Origin of the sequence: Microbacterium aurantiacum, from assembly GCF_031625015.1 — a bacterium.
GTDB classification, from domain to species: Bacteria; Actinomycetota; Actinomycetes; order Actinomycetales; family Microbacteriaceae; genus Microbacterium; species Microbacterium aurantiacum.
In genome coordinates this window covers 420521-438133 of the sequence record NZ_JAHWXH010000001.1, presented here as the reverse complement: position 1 = coordinate 438133, position 17613 = coordinate 420521, and the positions used below count along the sequence as shown (strand labels likewise).

The 17613-nt window shown below is 72.2% G+C and carries 20 protein-coding genes and 1 pseudogene; 9 read left to right on the top strand and 12 right to left on the bottom strand.

What is annotated here, in order from left to right:
* Positions 1-37: 37 nt before the first annotated feature.
* The 3 genes from KZC50_RS02015 (at position 38) to KZC50_RS02005 (ending at position 2387) form a co-directional block, all read left to right on the top strand.
* Positions 38-466: a YdeI/OmpD-associated family protein gene (locus tag KZC50_RS02015; RefSeq protein ID WP_310890457.1), complete on the top strand. Its 429-nt coding sequence runs from the start codon at positions 38-40 to the stop codon at positions 464-466.
* A 152-nt stretch (positions 467-618) separates the two neighbouring features.
* On the top strand, positions 619-1194 hold the full coding sequence (locus KZC50_RS02010) for a TetR/AcrR family transcriptional regulator (protein ID WP_310890456.1): 576 nt from the start codon (positions 619-621) through the stop codon (positions 1192-1194).
* Positions 1195-1196: 2 nt separating this feature from the next.
* Positions 1197-2387 (top strand): glycosyltransferase, encoded by a 1191-nt coding sequence (locus KZC50_RS02005; protein WP_310891515.1) that lies wholly within the window; start codon positions 1197-1199, stop codon positions 2385-2387.
* Positions 2388-2499: 112 nt separating this feature from the next.
* On the opposite strand, the gene KZC50_RS02000 is transcribed toward KZC50_RS02005, so the two are convergent.
* Positions 2500-3042 carry a cysteine hydrolase family protein gene (locus tag KZC50_RS02000; protein WP_310890455.1) on the bottom strand — a complete coding sequence of 181 codons (543 nt, stop codon included), beginning with the start codon at positions 3040-3042 and terminating at the stop codon, positions 2500-2502.
* Positions 3043-3138: 96 nt separating this feature from the next.
* Here KZC50_RS02000 and KZC50_RS01995 point away from each other — a divergent pair, with 96 nt between their 5' ends.
* Complete coding sequence (locus KZC50_RS01995; RefSeq protein WP_310890454.1) at positions 3139-3747, top strand: small multidrug efflux protein; 609 nt, start codon at positions 3139-3141, stop codon at positions 3745-3747.
* A gap of 1 nt (position 3748) precedes the next feature.
* Positions 3749-4906, top strand: coding sequence for a GDSL-type esterase/lipase family protein (locus tag KZC50_RS01990; protein WP_310890453.1), 1158 nt, complete (start codon positions 3749-3751; stop codon positions 4904-4906).
* A gap of 7 nt (positions 4907-4913) precedes the next feature.
* Here KZC50_RS01990 and KZC50_RS01985 read toward each other — a convergent pair whose 3' ends face one another.
* The 3 genes from KZC50_RS01985 to KZC50_RS01975 are packed head-to-tail and all read right to left on the bottom strand — an operon-like array spanning position 4914 to position 6192.
* Positions 4914-5642: a helix-turn-helix domain-containing protein gene (locus tag KZC50_RS01985; protein WP_310890452.1), complete on the bottom strand. Its 729-nt coding sequence runs from the start codon at positions 5640-5642 to the stop codon at positions 4914-4916.
* Positions 5642-6001 carry a hypothetical protein gene (locus KZC50_RS01980; RefSeq protein WP_053546336.1) on the bottom strand — a complete coding sequence of 120 codons (360 nt, stop codon included), beginning with the start codon at positions 5999-6001 and terminating at the stop codon, positions 5642-5644. Before KZC50_RS01980 ends, KZC50_RS01985 begins: the two co-directional genes overlap by 1 nt.
* A 50-nt stretch (positions 6002-6051) precedes the next feature.
* Entirely contained in the window at positions 6052-6192 is a 141-nt protein-coding gene (locus KZC50_RS01975; RefSeq protein WP_310890451.1) for a hypothetical protein, read from the bottom strand.
* A gap of 182 nt (positions 6193-6374) precedes the next feature.
* Between KZC50_RS01975 and KZC50_RS01970 the strand changes: the two genes are divergently transcribed.
* Together KZC50_RS01970 and KZC50_RS01965 are read left to right on the top strand one after the other, a co-directional pair.
* A complete protein-coding gene (locus tag KZC50_RS01970; protein WP_301132138.1) occupies positions 6375-7427 on the top strand; it encodes a nucleoside hydrolase in 1053 nt (350 codons plus the stop codon).
* Positions 7424-8899, top strand: coding sequence for a DUF1593 domain-containing protein (locus KZC50_RS01965; RefSeq protein ID WP_310890450.1), 1476 nt, complete (start codon positions 7424-7426; stop codon positions 8897-8899). Before KZC50_RS01970 ends, KZC50_RS01965 begins: the two co-directional genes overlap by 4 nt.
* A gap of 9 nt (positions 8900-8908) precedes the next feature.
* On the opposite strand, the gene KZC50_RS01960 is transcribed toward KZC50_RS01965, so the two are convergent.
* Positions 8909-9535, bottom strand: coding sequence for an alpha-L-rhamnosidase N-terminal domain-containing protein (locus KZC50_RS01960; RefSeq protein WP_310890449.1), 627 nt, complete (start codon positions 9533-9535; stop codon positions 8909-8911).
* On the opposite strand from KZC50_RS01960, the pseudogene KZC50_RS15655 reads away from it, so the two are divergent.
* Together KZC50_RS15655 and KZC50_RS01950 are read left to right on the top strand one after the other, a co-directional pair.
* A pseudogene (locus KZC50_RS15655) lies at positions 9432-10127 on the top strand (glycoside hydrolase family 2 TIM barrel-domain containing protein); the annotation flags it as partial. The gene KZC50_RS01960 and the pseudogene KZC50_RS15655 sit on opposite strands and share 104 nt — an antisense overlap.
* Positions 10128-10155: 28 nt before the next feature.
* Positions 10156-10353 (top strand): hypothetical protein, encoded by a 198-nt coding sequence (locus KZC50_RS01950; protein WP_310890448.1) that lies wholly within the window; start codon positions 10156-10158, stop codon positions 10351-10353.
* Here the strand turns inward: KZC50_RS01950 and KZC50_RS01945 are convergent.
* Genes KZC50_RS01945 through KZC50_RS01915 form a run of 7 tightly spaced genes read right to left on the bottom strand, consistent with a single transcriptional unit; the run spans position 10323 to position 17551 of the window.
* On the bottom strand, positions 10323-12095 hold the full coding sequence (locus KZC50_RS01945; RefSeq protein WP_310890447.1) for a D-apionate lactonase family protein: 1773 nt from the start codon (positions 12093-12095) through the stop codon (positions 10323-10325). The two genes, KZC50_RS01950 and KZC50_RS01945, sit on opposite strands and share 31 nt — an antisense overlap.
* Positions 12095-12850 carry an SDR family NAD(P)-dependent oxidoreductase gene (locus KZC50_RS01940; protein ID WP_310890446.1) on the bottom strand — a complete coding sequence of 252 codons (756 nt, stop codon included), beginning with the start codon at positions 12848-12850 and terminating at the stop codon, positions 12095-12097. Before KZC50_RS01940 ends, KZC50_RS01945 begins: the two co-directional genes overlap by 1 nt.
* Before the next feature lie 43 nt (positions 12851-12893).
* Positions 12894-13757 carry a phosphogluconate dehydrogenase C-terminal domain-containing protein gene (locus KZC50_RS01935; RefSeq protein WP_310890445.1) on the bottom strand — a complete coding sequence of 288 codons (864 nt, stop codon included), beginning with the start codon at positions 13755-13757 and terminating at the stop codon, positions 12894-12896.
* Positions 13754-14548, bottom strand: coding sequence for a sugar phosphate isomerase/epimerase family protein (locus KZC50_RS01930; RefSeq protein ID WP_310890444.1), 795 nt, complete (start codon positions 14546-14548; stop codon positions 13754-13756). Before KZC50_RS01930 ends, KZC50_RS01935 begins: the two co-directional genes overlap by 4 nt.
* Complete coding sequence (locus KZC50_RS01925) at positions 14545-15327, bottom strand: triose-phosphate isomerase family protein (protein ID WP_310890443.1); 783 nt, start codon at positions 15325-15327, stop codon at positions 14545-14547. The genes KZC50_RS01930 and KZC50_RS01925 overlap by 4 nt, the downstream gene beginning before the upstream one ends.
* The gene (locus tag KZC50_RS01920; RefSeq protein WP_301132157.1) at positions 15327-15803 is read right to left on the bottom strand and encodes a ribose-5-phosphate isomerase; all 477 of its coding nucleotides are present in this window, start codon (positions 15801-15803) and stop codon (positions 15327-15329) included. Before KZC50_RS01920 ends, KZC50_RS01925 begins: the two co-directional genes overlap by 1 nt.
* Positions 15800-17551, bottom strand: a complete 1752-nt coding sequence (locus KZC50_RS01915; protein WP_310890442.1) for a dihydroxyacetone kinase family protein — start codon at positions 17549-17551, stop codon at positions 15800-15802. Before KZC50_RS01915 ends, KZC50_RS01920 begins: the two co-directional genes overlap by 4 nt.
* Between the last annotated feature and the right edge of the window lie 62 nt (positions 17552-17613).

The following is a 17613-nucleotide window of genomic DNA, read 5'->3' as shown; positions in this document are numbered from 1 at the left end:
CCTCGACGGGATGTCGCAGCTCTGGCACACTCGCCGCATGCGGTTCGAGACGACGCTGTCGCAGATGGGCAACAACACCGGCATCGTGGTGCCGTCCGAGATCGTGGAGGCGCTCGGCGGCGGCAAACGGGCCGCGGTGACGGTCACCGTCAACGGGTTCACCTATCGGAGCACCCTCGCGGTGATGGGCGGTCGGCACCTCCTGCCGTTCTCGTCCGACAAGCGCGCCGCGACGGGACTCGCCGGCGGCGACCCGATCGTCGTGGACCTGGAGCTCGATACTGCCCCGCGGACCGTCGAGGTTCCGGACGACCTCGCCGCCGCGCTCGCCGAAGCGGGCGTCGCCGCGGCTTTCGACGCCCTGGCGCCGAGCGCGAAGAAGGCGCACGTGGCGAACGTCGAGGGCGCCAAGGCGCCCGAGACCCGCGCGCGCCGCATCGCCGCGATCGTCGCGAAGCTCAGCTGACCGGTTCCGCGTGAAAGCGCGGGGAGATTCGGGCGTTTCGGGGCGCTTCCGGGGGTGAAAAGGTCGATTCGTCCCCGGCGTTTGACGCGGAGGCCGGGGCGCCTCAGCGCCACCACTTGAACAACGCTGTACGTGTGTACAGAATGCTGTACATGCGTACAGCAACCGTGACGGCCCCCGACGTCGACCGCACTGCCCGCGCGCGCATCGTCGACGCGGCGTTCGTGTGCTTCACGTCCTCGGGGTACGCGTCGGCGTCCGTGCGGCAGATCGCCGCCGCGGCGGGGGTGAGCCCGGCTCTGCTGACACACCACTTCGGGTCGAAGGCCGCGGTGCGCGCGGAGTGCGACGCGCGGGTCGAGGTGTCGATGGGGGCGAAGGTGTCCGGCGACCGTGAGTCGCTCGACGCCGTGATCGACACGTACGGGCCCTACCTCGCCGCCACCCTCGACGATGACACCGACAGCGCGCGGCGGCTCTTCGCGCGTCTCGTCGATCTCGCTCGCGACGCGATCGCGGATCCCGGAAGCGGTGTCCGGCCGACCGGGGACCGCGACGGACAGGCCGTCGCGCTGGTCGTCCTGGGGCTTGCCCCCTTCGCGTGGCGCCGACGCCTCGACGAGTGGGCGGAGGGAACGGATGCCGGGATCCGCCGGATCGCGGGGCCCCTCGCCGAGGTCTTCACTCGAGGGTTCATGGTGGACGACAGGCTGGAGGGCGCGCGATGAGGATGCTGCTGGTGACGGCGGGATCCCGCGGCGATGTCGAGCCGTTCGTCGCTCTGGCCCGGGCCGCGCAACGCGCCGGGCACACGGTGCGCGTCGTCGCGCCCGACAACTCCGGCGTGGCGGCCGACGGTGTCGACGTCGTGAGTCTCGGCGTCGACTACTCGCACCTCATCCAGGCTCAGGGGGTGTCGGTCCGCGCCGCGATCGCGAACTATCGTCGCGCGGTGAAGCCCGCTATGCGGAAGGTGATCGTCGAGCCCGCCCGCATCGCCCGGGACTTCCGACCCGACGTCGTCGTCGCCCACCCCAAGGTGCTCTCGGCGCCGCTGATCGGCGAGGCGCTCGGCATCCCGCACGTGCTGGTCGAGATGGTCCCCGCCGTCACGCCGACGCGCGCGTTCGCGGCCGCCGGCACCGTGACTGCCGACCTCGGCCCGCTCAATCGGCTCACCTACCGTGCGGCGTCCGGCGCCGCTGCGCTCTTCCGTCGCGACCTGAGGGAAGCCTCGGCGCTTCTCGGCATCCGGATGCCGCGGCGGATGGCCCCGCCGACGGCGACGCTCCTTCCCGTCAGCCCCGCCCTCCTCTCGCGTCCGGACGACTGGCCGGCGTCTGCCCACCTCACCGGACCGTGGCGCGACCAGCCCCCGGCATCCGTTCACCTCCCCGCGGAGGTCGACGCCTTCCTCGCGGCGGGGCCCTTCGTCTACGCCGGATTCGGGTCGATGGCCGCCGGAGATCCGCACGCACGGGGTCGGATCGTCGCCGAGGCTGCGCGCCGCACCGGTCACCGCCTGCTCATCGCGACCGGGCTCGGCGGCCTGGCGGTCGCCGACGATCTGCGCGGCGATGACCTCCTGGTCGTCGACGCCGTGTCGCACGAGCTCGTGCTGCCGCGCGCGTCCGCCGCGATCCATCACGGTGGTGTCGGCACGGTTCACGCGGCGCTCCGTGCGGGCGTCGTCTCGGTCGTCGTCCCCTTCATCGCTGATCAGCCGTTCTGGGGTGCGCTCCTGCACCGTCGCGGTCTCGGACCCGCGCCGATTCCCGCGCGCCGACTGACGACCGATCGGCTCGCCCGCGCGCTCGGTGGGGCGCCGCACCACGCCGACGCGGTCGCGGAGGTCGCCACGCGGATGCGGGACGACCGCGGAACGGATGCCGCCCTCGAGGTCATCGCGAAGCTCGGCTGAGCCATTCCGCGTGAAAGCGCGGGGAGATTCGGGCATTTCGAGGGCCGTCGGGGGACGAAAAGGTCGATTCGTCCCCAGTTTTTAACGCGGAGGTCGCCCCTCAGCCCGCCCGCTACGCGACCAGGTCGCGCACGGGGGCCATCGTGGCGTAGCTGTCGGCGAGGGCGGACATGAACGCCGCGTGCACCTGCCGACCCGGCACCGCCTCCCCGTCGAACTCGAGGTTCGGCGCCGCGCAGGCGTCGTGCGCGACGATGACGGAGTACCCGAGGTCGGCGGCGGCGCGCACGGTGGCGTCGACGCAGAGGCTGGACATCATGCCGCAGACGACGAGCTCCCGGGTGTCGAGCTGCGTCAGGATGCCGTCGAGCGGGGTGTCGCGGAATGCGTTCGGATGCTCCTTGATGATGACGGTCTCCTCGTCCACCGGGGCGACGAGCGGGTGGATCTCGGAGCCTGCGGTGTCGGGCCGCATGAAGGCGGCATCCGGTCCTTCCCACACGTGCCGGACGTGCACGACCGGAGCACCGCGATCGCGCCACGCGGCGAGCAGCTCGTTCGCGCGCGCGGCGGCGGCGTCCGCTCCCACGAGCGGGAAGGCGTAGCCGGGGAAGTAGTCGTTCTGGATGTCGACGATGACGAGCGTGGCGGTCATGCGCTCACACTAGGGCGTGACCCCGGCTTGACTGTGTTCTGAGAACACGGTGTCCACTGAAGGCTCACGAAAACCGTCAGTGAAAGCAGGAGTGCCATGTCCGCCAGTCCCTACCAGGGTCTCCAGGATTTCGTCGCCGGGTTCCCCGAGTTCGTCCAGCCCCTCCTCGTCGCCGCGATCGGCATGATCCCGTACGTCGAGGGCGAAGGTTCCGCGGCGCTCGGAATCCTCGTCGGCATCAACCCGCTCGTCGCCGCGATCGCCGGCGCGGCGGGCAACATCCTCTCCGTCGTCCTCGTCGTGGTCTTCGGCGCCCGCGCGCGCGACGCCGTCGTCGCTCGGCGCGCGCGGAAGGCGGAGCCCGCGCGAGTGGGAGCCGGTGCCGGGGTCGGCGGCGATCCCGCTGACCCCGCAGCCGTCGATCCCGCCGACCCCGCCGCCCCGGCCCCCGAGGCCGGCGAGAAGCCGTCGCGGACCGCGAAGGGCCGCCGGCGCCTGAGCGCGTGGCTCGTGCGGTTCGGGGTGCCCGGCGCGAGCCTCATCGCGCCTCTCGCCCTTCCGACGCAGCTGACCGCGGCGTTCTTCGTCGCCTCCGGCGTGCGCAAGGGGTGGGTGATCCTGTGGCAGGTGGTGGCGATCGTCCTATGGACCGGACTCGTCGCGGCAGCGGCGCTCGGGTTGGTGACTGTGCTGGGATGGGCGTGACATGGACACGATCGACCTGACCCCCGACCTGATCTTGGGCGCCGCCGAACTCGAGCGCACCGACCGCGGGTTGCGGCCGCACCGCCTGCCGGCGCACGCTCGTCGGCGCGACGCCGATCCGCAGCTGACGATGATGGAGGCTCAGCCCTCCGGCATCCGTCTCTCCGTCGTCACGAGTGCGACCTCGTTCGCGCTCGATCTGCACGCGACGCGGGTCGCCTATCGCGGACTGCCGCGACCGCGGGGAGTGGTGGATGTGGTGGTCGACGGCGAGCTGATCGGCTCGCAGGCGCTGCGCGCGGGGGACGCGGTCGAGCTGGACATGCAGACCGGCGGCAGCACGCTCGTCCCGGGTGCCGCGGACACCGTCGAGGTGGCGCTGACCGGATCCGGAGACAAGACCGTGGAGATCTGGCTGCCGCACAACGAGCAGGTCGAGCTGGTGGCGCTCCGCGCCGACGCCCCGCTGCGCCCGGCCACGACCGAGGGTCCGCTCTGGCTGCATCACGGCAGCTCGATCAGCCAGGGCTCGAACGCTACGACGCCGACACGGATCTGGCCGGTCATCGCGGCCCGCCGCGCCGGGGTGCGGCTGCAGAACCTCGGCTTCGGCGGCAGTGCGCTGGTGGATCCGTTCGTCGCGAGGGTGATCCGCGACACCCCGGCCGACCTCATCAGCGTCAAGCTCGGGATCAACGTCGTGAATCTCGACGCGATGCGGCGGCGCAGCTTCGTCTCCGCGGTGCACGGGTTTCTCGACACGATCCGAGACGGCCACCCGGAGACGCCCTTGCTGCTGGTGTCGCCGATCTTCTGCGGCATTCACGAGGAGACGCCCGGACCCGGTGCGGTGGACCCGGCCGGGTGGGCGACCGGTGAGATGCGGTTCGTCGCCACCGGCGACCCCGCGGAGGTCGCGGCGGGCCGGCTCACGCTGCGGGTGATTCGCGACGCGCTCGCCGAGGTGGTCTCGGCGCGGAGCGACGATCCGCAGCTGCGGTATCTCGACGGCCTTCGACTGTACGGCGAGGCGGATGCCGCGGCGGTGCCTCTGCCGGATGCGCTGCATCCCAGCGCGGAGGGGCATGCGCTCATCGGGGAGAGGTTCGCCGGGATCGCCCTGTCGTCCGAGGGGCTGCTGCGCGCCGGGAGCGGCTGAGTCGAAGTCAGTCCTCGGCGGCGAGTCTGTGCGCGAGGAGGCTCGCGCGCGCCAGCACTTCGAGCTGCGCGGGGTTGTACACCTCGCGCATCGCGTCGACGACCGTGTCGCGCGTGGCCTGTTCGCCCCGCGTGAGGCGGTCTCCCGGATCGAGCAGCCAGGGGTAGTCGCGGAGGTTCTGGGCGAGGCTCGGCGCCAGGCGCTCGGCGAGGTCCCGGCGGGTCTGCTCGTCGGCATCCGCCGGCAGTCGATCGATCTCGGCGGTGACGGGGTCGTCGTCGTGCGCGACGATCTCACGGAGGTCGGTGAGGGACTCCTCGTCGTAGAGGCGCGTGTAGAGGTGGATCATCGAGGAGTCCGCGCTCGACAGGCGCGACCCCACGGCCTCGAAGCCCGCCGGGGTGTCGGCGGGTGCGTCCGTCTCGAGGATCGTGGCGATGGCGGCGCGGGCTTCCTGGAGGCGTTCGATCTTCGCCTGAAGGTCGGCATCCACCTCCGCCAGGGCCTCCGCCGCGGTCAGGCTGTCGGCGCCGACATCGCCGACCTGCGCCAGCGGGACACCGAGGTCGACGAGGCGACGGATGCGCAGGAGTGCGATGAGGTGCTCCAACCGGTACTGCTTGTAGCCGTTGTACTGTCGATCCGGCTCGGCGAGCAGGCCCAGGCGGTGGTAGTGCCGGACGGTGTTGACGGTCGTGCCCGCGAGCTCGGCGAGTTCCCGGGTGCTCCAGGCCATCAGCGCGCGAAGTAGCGTCGCGCGTTCTGGGTCGACAGCAGGATCAGGCCGACGATCGACAGGAACGATCCCGCGAGCACCGACCAGAATCCCTCGCCCGAGAACAGGCTGACGATCCCCAGGATGATCGTGATCGAGAACACGATGATCGCGACGGTGCGGGCGGTGGGGTTGCCCTTCCAGAGGCCCACGCCGACGACCAGCGTGATGATGCCGATCGCGAGGCTCAGCCAGCCGATGAGCGCGACCGGCGTGATGAGCAGTCCGCCGATGACGACGAAGATCGCGCCGATGATCTGGAAGAAGCCGTTCAGCCACGCGACGATGGCGACGAGGGTGACGCCGAGGGGACGGTTCATGCGAGCTCCCGAGGGGTCGCGCCCGTCGTTCGCGGGCGACTGCTCACACGCTAGCGGCTGTCGCCGGCCGCGTCACCGCCCTCGACGGCGTCCTCGGCATCCTGCATCGCCGACTGGCCCTCTTCGGGCGATTCCGAGCCGGCGGATGCCGCGTCGTCATGGTCTTTCTCGTGCTGCCGGTCGTCGTTCATGCGTTCCTCCAAGGTGGGTGAGTGGTTGCTGTCCCCACCGAACACCCCCGTCGCTCCCGCCGCGAGGGGCTTGCCAACGCCCCACGCTTGTGCGCCTCCTGGCCGTAAGATGCAGTCTCCGCGTCAGGGAATTGGTCAACCGGTGTTACAGTTCCTGTATCCCTGAGAGCGAGAGGCCGACGATGACCCGCATCCCCGCCGACGATCGGATCACCGAGCCCGAGGCGCCGACGTGGCGCCTCGGCGAGACGCCGTGGCAGACGATCGCGCCGGCGGCAGGGCCCGGGATGCGCGTGATCATCGACAACGACTTCTCCGGCGACCCGGACGATCTGTACCAGCTCGTCCACCACCTGCTCTCGCCCGGCGTCGACATCCGGCTGATCGTGGCCTCGCACCTGCGTGCCGACGATCCGTTCGACCCGTCCGGGCGGTCGGCGGAGAACGCCGAGCGCGTCGTCCGCGACCTCTTCGGGCGCATGGGCCTCACCTCGACCGAGGTGATCCGGCGCGGATCCGACGCGCCGCTGCTCGACCGGACCACGCCCCGCCCCGCGCCGGCCGTCGACGCGATCATCGCCGAGGCGATGCGCGACGACGACACCCCGCTGTTCTACGTCGCCGGCGGAGGCCTCACCGACCTCGCGTCCGCGCTGCTGGTCGAACCCGCGATCGCCGCGCGGATGACGCTGGTGTGGATCGGCGGCGAGGAGCACGAGGGGCTCGCCGTTCCTCCGCCGGGGGCGATGGCGACCGAGTACAACCTCCTCATCGACGTCGTCGCCGGCCAGGTCGTCTTCGGCGACTCGGCCCTGCCGATCTGGCAGATCCCCCGGGACGTCTATCGCCAGTGCCTGGTGTCGGATGCCGAGCTCCGCCGCCGCGTTGCCACCGCCGGCGCCCTCGGGCGTCACCTCTATGGCGAGATCGCCGCGGTCGTGGCGATGGCGGGGTCGTTCCTCGGGGGCGTCGCCGAGACGTACGCGCTGGGCGACTCCCCGCTCGTGCTCCTCACCGCGCTCCGGTCCCTGTTCGAACCCGACCCCTCGTCGAGCCGCTACGTCGTGCGGCCGACGCCGGCCCTGGACGACACGGGATCGTACGTCGCGGTCGCCGGTGCCCGCCCGATGCGCGTCTACACGCAGGTCGACACGCGTCTGATGTTCGAGGACCTCTACCTCAAGCTCGCGGAGTTCGCCGAGTGGCGGGCCGCTGGGGCGGGGACGGCGTCATGACCGCGCGCGCCCGGACGATCGTCACCGCCGATCCCGAGCTGGACGACCTCAATTCGCTGCTACGTCTGCTGCTGTACACGAACGAGATCGACGTCCAGGGGCTCGTTTACGCGAGCAGCCGTTTCCACTGGCGCGGCGACGGGCGGGGAACGGAGTTCTTCCTCCCGGATCGCGAGTACTCCGAACCCCGGACGTCGTGGCGCTGGGCGGCGGACGAGCGCTTCATCCACGACGCCGTCGAGGCGTACGCCGAGGTGTACCCGAACCTCCGCGTGCACGATGAGCGCTACCCGGAACCGGATGCCGTGCGCGGGGTGATCCGATTCGGCAACGTCGATTTCGAGGGCGACATGTCGTCCGACACCCCGGGATCGACCCTCATCGCCGACACGCTCCTGGACGATGACCCCCGTCCCGTGCACCTCCAGCTGTGGGCGGGGCCGGCCACGGTCGCGCGGGCGCTGCGGTCGATCGAGGAGCGTCATTCGGGGACCGACGCGTGGCCGCGGGTCCGTGCCGAGGTCTCGCGGAAGGCGATCATCACCAAGTTCGCGTCGCAGGACGCCACCTACGACGACTACATCCGTCCCGTCTGGCCCGACATCCGCGTCACGGAGGTCGCGACGATGGCGTGGGGCTATCTCATCCGCGAGACCATCCTCGATGCGGATCGTCCGCTGCTGTCGGCGGAGTGGATGCGGGAGAACGTCACCTCCGTCGGGCCGATCGGCGCGCTCTATCGGGTGTGGGGCGACGGGCGCCAGATGGTCCCGGGCGACCCGACCGACTACTTCCACCTCTCCGGCCGCACGGCCGATGAGCTCCGCGCCGACGGCTATCAGGTGTGGATGCCGCCGCAGCCCGCCGGCGAGTGGATCTCCGAGGGTGACACGACGAACATGCTGAACCTCATCGTCCCGGGGCTCCGCGCGCATGAGCATCCCTCCTTCGGGGGCTGGGGCGGTCGCGCCGCCCGTACCGACGTCGGCCGCGACACGTGGGCCACCGCCGATGCCCGCCTCTTCGGCGCGACCGCCGAGGAGGCGGGCGACGAGTCCTCCGTCACGCGCTGGTTCGCCGATGCGCAGGCCGACTTCGCCGCGCGGCTGCGCTGGTCGGTCACGCCGGAGTTCTCCGGGGCGAACCACCACCCGCGTCTCGACATGGCGGACAGCCTCGATCGACGCGTGAACCCGGGGGAGACCGTCACGCTGGCGGCGACGGCTTCGTCGGACTCGTCGACGGATGCCGTGGACCTCCGGTGGTGGATCGTCGACGACGCCGGCACCTGCGCCGGCGCGGTGCTCGAGTCCGTCCCTGCCGCAGGCGGCGCCGTCGAAGGCCTCGCCCGGGTGTCGATTCCCGCCGACGCGGAGTCGGGCGCGACCGTGCACGTCATCGCCGAGGCGCGGGACCGGCATCCGTCGCACCCGCTGGCGTCCTGGCGGCGCGTCATCCTCACGGTGGAGTGAGCACGGGGATCAGGCCGTCGCCTCCCGCACGGCGCGGTCGATCGCCTCGAGGACGGGCGGCGGCGTGAACATCAGCGCCGTCGACAGCGGACGCCGGGCGCCCCACACGGTGCCGGTGCGGACGGCGTCGACGCGCTCGGGCGCGTGGGCGCTGAGGGTCTCGAGAAGGGCGCGGTAGGCGCGCCGATCGTCGATGACGTCGGCTAGGTTCTGTCCGAAGTCGAGGATGCGTCCCCCGGAGGGGGAGGCGAGGACCGCCGCGACGGGGAGGGCGGCGATGCGCCGCACGGGAGCGGCGATGCGCGCCTCCGGGCCGGGCACGTTCTCGTAGCCCTCACGGGCGGCCGCGCCCACGCGCACCGGCGTCCACGTCGTCGGGCTGCGCCGGAGGTCCTGGTGCTCTCCGGCGTAGATGCCGCTGTCGACGAGGGCCCCGTCGTCCGCGGCCTCCCACGTGGAATCAGTGGCGGCGAGGACGCGCATCGACCCGTCGTCGCGTGTCACGCGCACCTGGGCGAGGAAGGAGGGCTGCGTGCCGTCGAAGACGGCGTTCGACGCGTCGATCACGTTCGCCGAGACGTGGCGCGAGGAGGTCGCGGCGCTCGTGGCGAAGGATCGCTCCCACCCGAGCGTCATCCTCTACTCGATCGGCAACGAGATCCTCGAGCTCGGCCGCCCGATCGGTGCCGCGTGGGGCCGGCGCCTCGCCGAGGAGATCCGGCGCCTGGACCCCACGCGCTACGTGACCAACGGCATCAACGGCATCATCGCCAATCTCGACGCCATCGCCGAGATCACCGGCGGGGCGGAGGGCGAGGGGACGGATGACGGGGACGACGCGACCGATCCCAACACGATGATGGCGAACATGGGCGCCCAGATGGCCGCGGCCAACGCGTCGGACCTGGTGTCGCGGTCGATCGAGGAGGCGGCATCCGTCCTGGATGTCGTCGGATTCAACTACGCCGACTCCCGCTACCGGCAGGATGCGATCGATCATCCGCACCGCGTGATCGTCGGCTCGGAGACCTTCCCCGACCGCATCGCCGAGCTGTGGCGCCTGGTGACCGAGCTGCCGCACGTGATCGGTGATTTCACCTGGACCGGCTGGGACTACCTCGGCGAGGCGGGGATAGGACGCGTGGATTACACGGATGCCGACGGGTACGCCGACGCGGACGAGGTCGAACTGCTCCTCGAGGGGCGCTCGCTCGGCGTCGCGCCCGTCGGGAAGGTGCGCGACCTCGACGCTCGCTTTGAGATCGCGTATCGGGCCGGGCGAGATCGCCGGGCTCGGCACCGGACGGGCGCGCACCGAGGAGTCGTTCGCGGGGCCGTCGTGCACCACGTTCGACGGCCGGGCGCTCGCGGTGATCCGCCGCACGGGCGACGGACCGCTCACGGTGCGCGTCTCTGCCGACGGTCACGCCCCGGTCGAGGTCTCCCTGGCCTGAGCGCGCCGCCACGCGCCGGCGGGGATGCGCACGAGATCTCCCGCCGGCGCGCGGACGACGCGCTCGACGCGATCGAGGTTCGCCACGAGGAGATCGCCGCCGTTGACGTCAGTGCTGTCGAGCACGGTGATCGCCCACACGCGGCCGTCCGGCGTGTGCCCGGTGGTGACGTCGCGTTCCTGCAGTGCCGAGAGGAGAGCGATCGCCTCCGCCGCCGGGCGGGCGGTGCCGTCGCTCCCGAACACGCCGCGGGGACCCCACTCCTCGAAGAAGGACAGGGTGACCACGCCCGGAACGCTGAACGCGGCCGCCGAGGCGATCGTCCAGGCGGCGAGTTCGGGTGCGTCCTGGCGCGGGTCGGCCGCATCGAGCAGAGCGGGTCCGTAGCCGTCGGTCAGATCCGACCGTGCTGCGACGGGCTCGGCGGTCGTCGCGACGTCGTTCACGTGCGGACGCAATGAGATCGGACCGATGTGCACCGCGCGCCCGGCGGCGATCTCGACGGCCTGCACGGCGACGAGGCGCTGCATCTCGAGCGACTCCACCAGCTGCGCGGTGCCGAGACTGTGGAAGAGGGGCGTGCTGCTGAAGACGATGCCGTCGACGTCGGTCGGGATCCGATGGTGCTCGCGGTTGAGCTCGGTGAAATGCGAGCGCACGCCGCCGGTGACGAACGTCGTCACCCCCGCATCCCGGAGCGCTGCGCGCAGGCGCCGAAGCGCGTCGTCATCGGCGACCCGCCGCGCGTCGCCCCGCGTCTGGAAGGCGGTCACGCGCGCGAGATCGAGACCGGCGAGCTCGGCGGCGACGATCGCGAGCGCCGCCGGGTCCTCGTCGGAGAGCACGAGCCGGACATCGAGGGGACGACCGGATGCCGCAGCCCGGGCGAGGGCGGCCCGCAAGGTCGGGGCGCCGAGGTCGAGTTCGACCAGGGTCGCCGCCCACCCGCCGGGAGGTCCGGGCAGGGGGTGCGGAGCGGGGTCCGGTGCCGTCGAGGCTGCGACGGCGAGGAGCGGCATCGTCACGGGGTCCCCGAAGAGCAGGTCGTCGGCATCCGTCGTGGAGGTCGTGCCCGCCGCAGCCGCCGCGCCCGCTGTCACCGTGATCTCCTGCCGCACCACTTCCCCGGCCGCGAGGCGGTAAGGGAAAGGGAGCGCGAGGGGCCGGCTGTAGGTCTTGAACGAGGCGTCGGTCCAGTTGCGCTGGTCCTCCATCTCGAACACGTCGCCCGAGAACCCCAGCCGGATGCCGTGGACCGGCGTCGTCCACGACAGCGCCGCGATGTCGACCACCGGCTGATGGGGGCTGATCCGCTCCGGGAAAGCAGTGGTCTCGGTGGAGCCGTCGGAGTGGGTGACGCGCAGCGCGGTTCCCGCGAGGGCGGGCGGATGGAGGACGACGAGTCCGGTGCGGTTGGTCGCGACGGGCGCGGTCGCCCGCAGCTCGAGGGCGACCGCGATGGTGTCGCCTGCGGCATCCAGCCGCACCTCGCCCACCAGATCGGCGTCCGGGTGCTCCGCCCGGACTCGGAGGGTGAGGCCGCCGGCGCGCTCGACGACGTCGGCGATCGCGAGGGGAACGGTGTTCCAATCCGCGTCACGGACGACGGCGCGCACCGAGCGGAGCACTAGGACGCCGTCGACGGCGAGATCGGCGATCTCGTCGTCGCGGAGGTCGGCGCTCCAGCGTCCGTCCGTCCACCTCCGGGAGGGATCCGCCCACGCGTCGCGGGGAGTGTGCATCAGAGGGACGTCATCCCGCCGTCGACCTGGAACGTCGCCCCCGTCGCGAAGGAGCCCTCGTCGCTCGCGAGGTAGACCATGATTCCCGCGACGTCGTCGGGCGTTCCGGCGCGGCCGATCGGGATGCGGCTGACGATCGCCGCCCGCGACGCCGGGTCCTCGCTGATGGCGGCCACGAGCGGCGTTTCGGTGTACGCGGGCTGGACGGTGTTCACACGGATGCCGCGATCGGCATACGCCGCGGCGACGGTCCGACCGAGACCGTGCATACCCGCCTTCGACGCGCTGTACGCGGTGAAGTCCCGCCCCTCGCCGTTCACGGCCGTGGGGCTTCCGGTGAGGATGATGGACCCGCCGGCGTGGGCGAGCATCGTCCGCACCGCGTACTTCACGGTGAGGAACGCACCGGTGAGGTTGACGTCGAGGGTGCGTCGCCAGACGTCGAGATCCAGGTCGGCGATGGGGGCGTCCTGGCCGAACAGCTGGATCCCCGCGTTGGCGACGACCACGTCGGGGGCCCACCCGTCGCGCTCGGCCTCGGCGAACGCGGCGGCGACCGCGCTCTCGTCCGAGACGTCCATCGTCACCGCGCGGGCCTTCTCGCCGAGGCGGGCGGCGGCCTCGCCGGCGCCAGCGCCATTCCGATCGGCGAGGATGACGCGCGCGCCCTCATTCGCGAAGCGGGTCGCGACGGCGAGGCCGATCCCAAGGGCGGCGCCGGTGACGAGGGCGGTCTTGCCGTGCAGGCGGGTCATGGTTCTCCTCAGTATGGCGGGGTCGTGCGGGTAGCGCGGCTGCTCAGCGCTGGATGCGGTCGAGGTGCAGCATGCGGGCGAGGTTCTTGTCGAGCTCGTCGTCGCGGAAGACCTTCTTCCAGTCGTCCTTGATGATCGACTCGCGGCCGTAGTCCATCGCGATGAGGCACGCGTCGCTGAAGGGGTTGTCGCCGTTGAGGCTGTTGGCCAGGGCGACCTGGGTGTGACCGAGCAGGATGCTGCGGGCCGCGGCCTCGGGGATCCCCATGGTGTTCACCGCCTCGTCGAGGGATTCCTTCAGCAGCGCGCCGATCATGCACGCGATGGTCTCGACGAGGGTCGGCTCGAGCTGGGCGAGCTGCTTGATCGTCACCCAGTGCACGTCGATGACGGGTGCGTAGATGGCGCGGACGGTCGCCTCCACAAGGGCCTGGACGGCCGGGTCGTCGCTCTCGACGGCGGCGATGGCGTCCTGGGGGGCGGCGATGCCGCCGAAGGTGTCGGCCCACTGCTCGGGGGTCTCGCGCTGGAGGAACACCGACGGGTGGCACGGGTGGGCGACGGCCTGGACGACGTCCTCGCGCGTGGTGAGCAGTCCCGCGTACGCCGCCGCCGGGTCGAGGGTCAGCACCACCGAGCCGGGCTTCATCAGCGGCACGAGCTCCGCCGACACCGGGCCGAGGGCGAGGTCCGGCACGGCGAGCACGACGATGTCGGCGTCGGCGACCGCGGGTGCGGCATCCGTCAGCGTGCGACCCGCGTCGAGGGTCCGCTGCCGGCCGGCGGGAGAGTTCTCGACGTAGTGGACGTCGTGCGTGGTGTTCGCGAGGTTGTTCGACACCCGCATGCCCATCTTTCCGCCCGCGCCGATGACGGCGATCGTGTAGGTCTCGGTGGTGGTGGTCATGTCGTGCTCCTCAGGTGGTCGATGGTGCGGCGGGTCCAGTCCCGCTCGGTGCGGGCGGTGGTCTCGGGATCGCCCTGCCAGGGCAGCCAGTGCTCGACGATCTCGTTGATGCCGCGCGCGCGGGGTCGGACGGTCTCGAGCAGGTGGGGGTAGTCGTGCAGGCCCTCGCCCATGGGGGCGCCGCTGTAGGTGAAGCCGACCCACCCGGGCTGCCGGTCGAAGGCGAAGTCCTTCACGTGCACGTTCCGCACGTGCGGGGCGGAGAGCTCGACGCACGCGCGGGGGGACTCCAGCCGCGCGACGACGTTCGCCGGGTCGAGGCAGATCCCGAGGCGGTCGCTCCCCACCCGCTCGACGAGGGTCACCAGGTCGGCCGTGGACACCTGCTCGTACGTCTCGAGGGCGAGGTCGATGCCCGCCGCCTCGTACGCGGTGAGGACGCGGGCGAGAAGGTCGGCCGCGTCGTCGAGGGCGCCCGAGGCGCCGGCGGCGGGGATCATGCTGCGCACCAGGCGCGCGTCGAAGGCCTCGGCGAGGTCGAGGAAGTGCTCCAGGTGCGCGGGCTCGATGCCCTTGGTGCCGAGCTCGATCGTGAGGCCGAGGTCGCGGGCCGCGCGCGCCGCATCGGCGACCTCTCGGTGCGGCATCCGTTCGAGCGGGGTGTAGTCGCAGATCTGGAACAGGTCGACACCGGCCGCGCGGGTCGCGGCGAAGGCGCCGGCGAGGTCGAGGGGATCCGGCATCCGTTCGGAGTGCTGCCAGAAGAATGCGTACGTGCCGAGCCCGATCACGGCGCCCCCCGGCCCGCGAGGGCGGCGGCCTCGTCGACGACGGAGAGGAGGGCGTCGGGGTCGTGCGCGAAGCGGCCGAGGAAGAGCCCGTCGACCGCGCCCGATTCGACGCCGTCGAGCCGCGCGAGAAGGCCCGGGCCGGCGGACCCGCCGTAGATGACGGTGCTTCCCGCCCGGGCGGGATCGGCGTCGAGCGCCGCCCGCAGCGCCCGGCACACCGCGACGATGTGCGCATCCGGAGCGGGCTCGGCCGCGCCGATCGCCCAGACCGGCTCGTACGCCACGATCACCGGACCCGTAGGGACCCCCTCGAGATTCACGGCGAGCTGCTCGACGTTCGCCAGCGCGGCGGCGGATGCCCCGAGGTGCTCGGCTTCGCCGATGCAGAGCACCGGGGTGAGGCCGTGCTCGACTGCGGCCGTCGCCTTCGCGGCCGTGACGTGGTCGGTCTCGTCGAACAGGCGCCTCCGCTCGGCGTGACCGATCTCGACGACGGTGACGCTGACCTCCGCGAGTTCGGAGGCGGTCACTTCGCCGGTGAACGCACCGGCCGGATACGCCGAGACGTCCTGCGCCCCCACGCGCACAGGCGATCCCGCGAACGCGGCGACGGCGTCGGCGATCTGCAGGTACGTGGGGATCACGAACACCCGCACGCGCCCGTCGGCGACGGCCGGATGCGCGCGCAGCCGCGGCGCGATCTCCGCGAACCACGCGCGAGCCCGGGCGTGGCCGAAGTAGGTCTTCAGGCTCACTCCGACGGTGAAGGATGCCGACATCAGCAGGTTCCGGTCTCCTCGTACGCGCCGATCACGGCGACCTTGTCCGCGGAAGCCGAGGACGGGTCGAACCGGTACGTCAGCCACTCGCGCACGAGGCGGCGGGCCAGTTCGATCCCGACCACGCGCTGCCCCATCGTGAGGATCTGCGCGTCGTTGGAGAGCACGCCGCGCTCGACTGAGAACGAGTCGTGGGCGGTGACGGCGCGGATGCCAGGCACCTTGTTCGCCGCGATCGCGACCCCGAGGCCCGTGCCGCAGATGAGCAGGGCGCGATCGGCCTCACCGCGGGCGACGAGTTCCGCCGCTTCGATCGCGACCTTCGGGTAGGGCGTGTGTCCGTCGGCGTCGACACCGACGTCGAGGACGGAGGCGACGCCGGCGTTCTGCTCGAGGTCGCGCTTCAGCGTCTCCTTGTAGGCGAAGCCGGCGTCGTCGCAGCCGATGACGAGACGCAGGGGAGCAGGGGCGGTCATGATTCCTCCTCGGGGGCGGCGAGCACGGAGCCCACCGCGGTGACGATGAGGGCGAGCGAATGCGCGCCCGGGTCGGGGGTGCCGAGGCTGTGCGCGCCGTGGGTACGGGCGCGTCCGCGGCGCGGCAGCAGATCGGCGGTGGCGGATGCCGCGGCGCCGGCGGTCGCGGCGGCGGCGATCCACGCGTCCGCGAGGGGACGGGTCGCGGTCCCCTCGGTAAGGGCGTAGGCGAAGGGGACGAGGGCGTCCACCATCGTCTTGTCGCCGATCTCGGCCTTGCCGTAGGCGACCACACCCTTCGCGGCGCCGTGCACTCCGCGGGCGACGGCGGCGGCATCCGGAGTCCCGGTGTCGCCGAGTTCGGCGGCGATCGCCGCGAGGATGACGCCCCACAGGGCGCCCGAGGTACCGCCCGCGCGATCGGACCAGGCGTCCGCCGCCTGCGCGAGGGTGGTGCCGGCACCCGCTCCGGCGTCGACGGCCTCGGCGGCGGCGCGGAGGGCCGCGTGCGCGCCGCGTTGCATGCCGATGCCGTGGTCGCCGTCTCCGGCGACGGCATCCATCCGGCCGAGCTCGTCGACGTGGGTGTCGATCGTTCGCGACATCTCCTGCACGGCGCGCAGCACGGTGCGCGCGACCCGCCGCGAGGCGTCGTCCGCGTCCGGGGTGGAGTCGACGGGTGCCGCGCTCGCCGTCGCGCGACCGTCGCCCGAGGCGTTCCGCGCGGCATCCGTGAGGCGTGTGATCGCGCCGCGGCGGTAGGCCGGCGTGTCCACCGGGGTGTCCCACAGCGCTGCGAGCTCGTCGTCGAGCCAGAACAGGGTGAGCGAGACCCCCGCCATGTCGAAGCTCGTGCAGTACTCGCCGACGTGCGGGTCGACGATGTCGATGCCGGCCTCCTCGAGGGCGCGCGCGATCCGGCGATAGACGACGAACATCTCCTCGTACTTCAGCGAGCCGAGTCCGTTGAGGACGGGGACGACGCGGCCCCCGGCTGCCGAGGCGCCGTCGGGGATTTCCGCGAGCAGGCGGGCCACGAGCTGCTCGGCCAGGGCGTCGGCGCTCGGGATGTCGGTCTCGTCGATGCCCGGTTCGCCGTGGATGCCGAGCCCGACGGCCATGCGGCGCTCGGGCACGGTGAAGAGGGGTGCGGCAGCGCCGGGGAGCGTGCATCCGGTGAAGGCGACACCGAGCGAGCGGGTCCGGGCGTTGGCGCGGGCGGCGACGCGGGCGACCTCCGCGAGCGGTGCTCCGGCCTCGGCGGCGGCGGCGGCGATGCGGAAGACGACGAGGTCGCCCGCGATGCCCCGCCGCAGGGACGCCTGGTCGGCCGGCGCGCTGGCGACGTCGTCGGTGACGACCACCGTGGCGCAGTCGATGCCCTCACCGCGCAGGCGATCCTGCGCGGCATCGAAGTTGAGGACGTCGCCGGCGTAGTTGCCGTAGCTGAAGAAGACCCCGCCGCCGGCGTGGGCGGCCGCGGCGACCGCGTGGATCTGCTGCGCGGAGGGCGAGGCGAACAGGTTGCCCATGGCGGCGCCGTGCGCGAGGCCGGGGCCGACGAGTCCGCCGAAGGCCGGGTAGTGGCCCGATCCGCCGCCGATGACGACCGCGACCTGCCCTTCGGGCACTGCGTCCCGGCGGATGACGCCGCCCGGGACACGCTGCACGGAGCGGGTGTTCGCGGCGACGAAGCCGTCGATCATCTCGTCGGCGAAGTCGGCCGGGTCGTTCCACAGGCGCGTCATCGCGGCTCCTCGGATCAGGGGGCGGTGGGGTGGGCTCGCTCCATTGTGGCCAACCGGTTGAC

Coding starts and splice junctions, on each gene's coding strand:
- KZC50_RS02015 (WP_310890457.1), top strand. CDS start 38: ATGCGGTTCGAGACGACGCTGTCGCAGATGGGCAACAACACCGGCATC.
- KZC50_RS02010 (WP_310890456.1), top strand. CDS start 619: ATGCGTACAGCAACCGTGACGGCCCCCGACGTCGACCGCACTGCCCGC.
- KZC50_RS02005 (WP_310891515.1), top strand. CDS start 1,197: ATGCTGCTGGTGACGGCGGGATCCCGCGGCGATGTCGAGCCGTTCGTC.
- KZC50_RS02000 (WP_310890455.1), bottom strand. CDS start 3,042: ATGACCGCCACGCTCGTCATCGTCGACATCCAGAACGACTACTTCCCC.
- KZC50_RS01995 (WP_310890454.1), top strand. CDS start 3,139: ATGTCCGCCAGTCCCTACCAGGGTCTCCAGGATTTCGTCGCCGGGTTC.
- KZC50_RS01990 (WP_310890453.1), top strand. CDS start 3,749: ATGGACACGATCGACCTGACCCCCGACCTGATCTTGGGCGCCGCCGAA.
- KZC50_RS01985 (WP_310890452.1), bottom strand. CDS start 5,642: ATGGCCTGGAGCACCCGGGAACTCGCCGAGCTCGCGGGCACGACCGTC.
- KZC50_RS01980 (WP_053546336.1), bottom strand. CDS start 6,001: ATGAACCGTCCCCTCGGCGTCACCCTCGTCGCCATCGTCGCGTGGCTG.
- KZC50_RS01975 (WP_310890451.1), bottom strand. CDS start 6,192: ATGAACGACGACCGGCAGCACGAGAAAGACCATGACGACGCGGCATCC.
- KZC50_RS01970 (WP_301132138.1), top strand. CDS start 6,375: ATGACCCGCATCCCCGCCGACGATCGGATCACCGAGCCCGAGGCGCCG.
- KZC50_RS01965 (WP_310890450.1), top strand. CDS start 7,424: ATGACCGCGCGCGCCCGGACGATCGTCACCGCCGATCCCGAGCTGGAC.
- KZC50_RS01960 (WP_310890449.1), bottom strand. CDS start 9,535: ATGACGCTCGGGTGGGAGCGATCCTTCGCCACGAGCGCCGCGACCTCC.
- KZC50_RS01945 (WP_310890447.1), bottom strand. CDS start 12,095: ATGCACACTCCCCGCGACGCGTGGGCGGATCCCTCCCGGAGGTGGACG.
- KZC50_RS01940 (WP_310890446.1), bottom strand. CDS start 12,850: ATGACCCGCCTGCACGGCAAGACCGCCCTCGTCACCGGCGCCGCCCTT.
- KZC50_RS01935 (WP_310890445.1), bottom strand. CDS start 13,757: ATGACCACCACCACCGAGACCTACACGATCGCCGTCATCGGCGCGGGC.
- KZC50_RS01925 (WP_310890443.1), bottom strand. CDS start 15,327: ATGTCGGCATCCTTCACCGTCGGAGTGAGCCTGAAGACCTACTTCGGC.
- KZC50_RS01920 (WP_301132157.1), bottom strand. CDS start 15,803: ATGACCGCCCCTGCTCCCCTGCGTCTCGTCATCGGCTGCGACGACGCC.
- KZC50_RS01915 (WP_310890442.1), bottom strand. CDS start 17,551: ATGACGCGCCTGTGGAACGACCCGGCCGACTTCGCCGACGAGATGATC.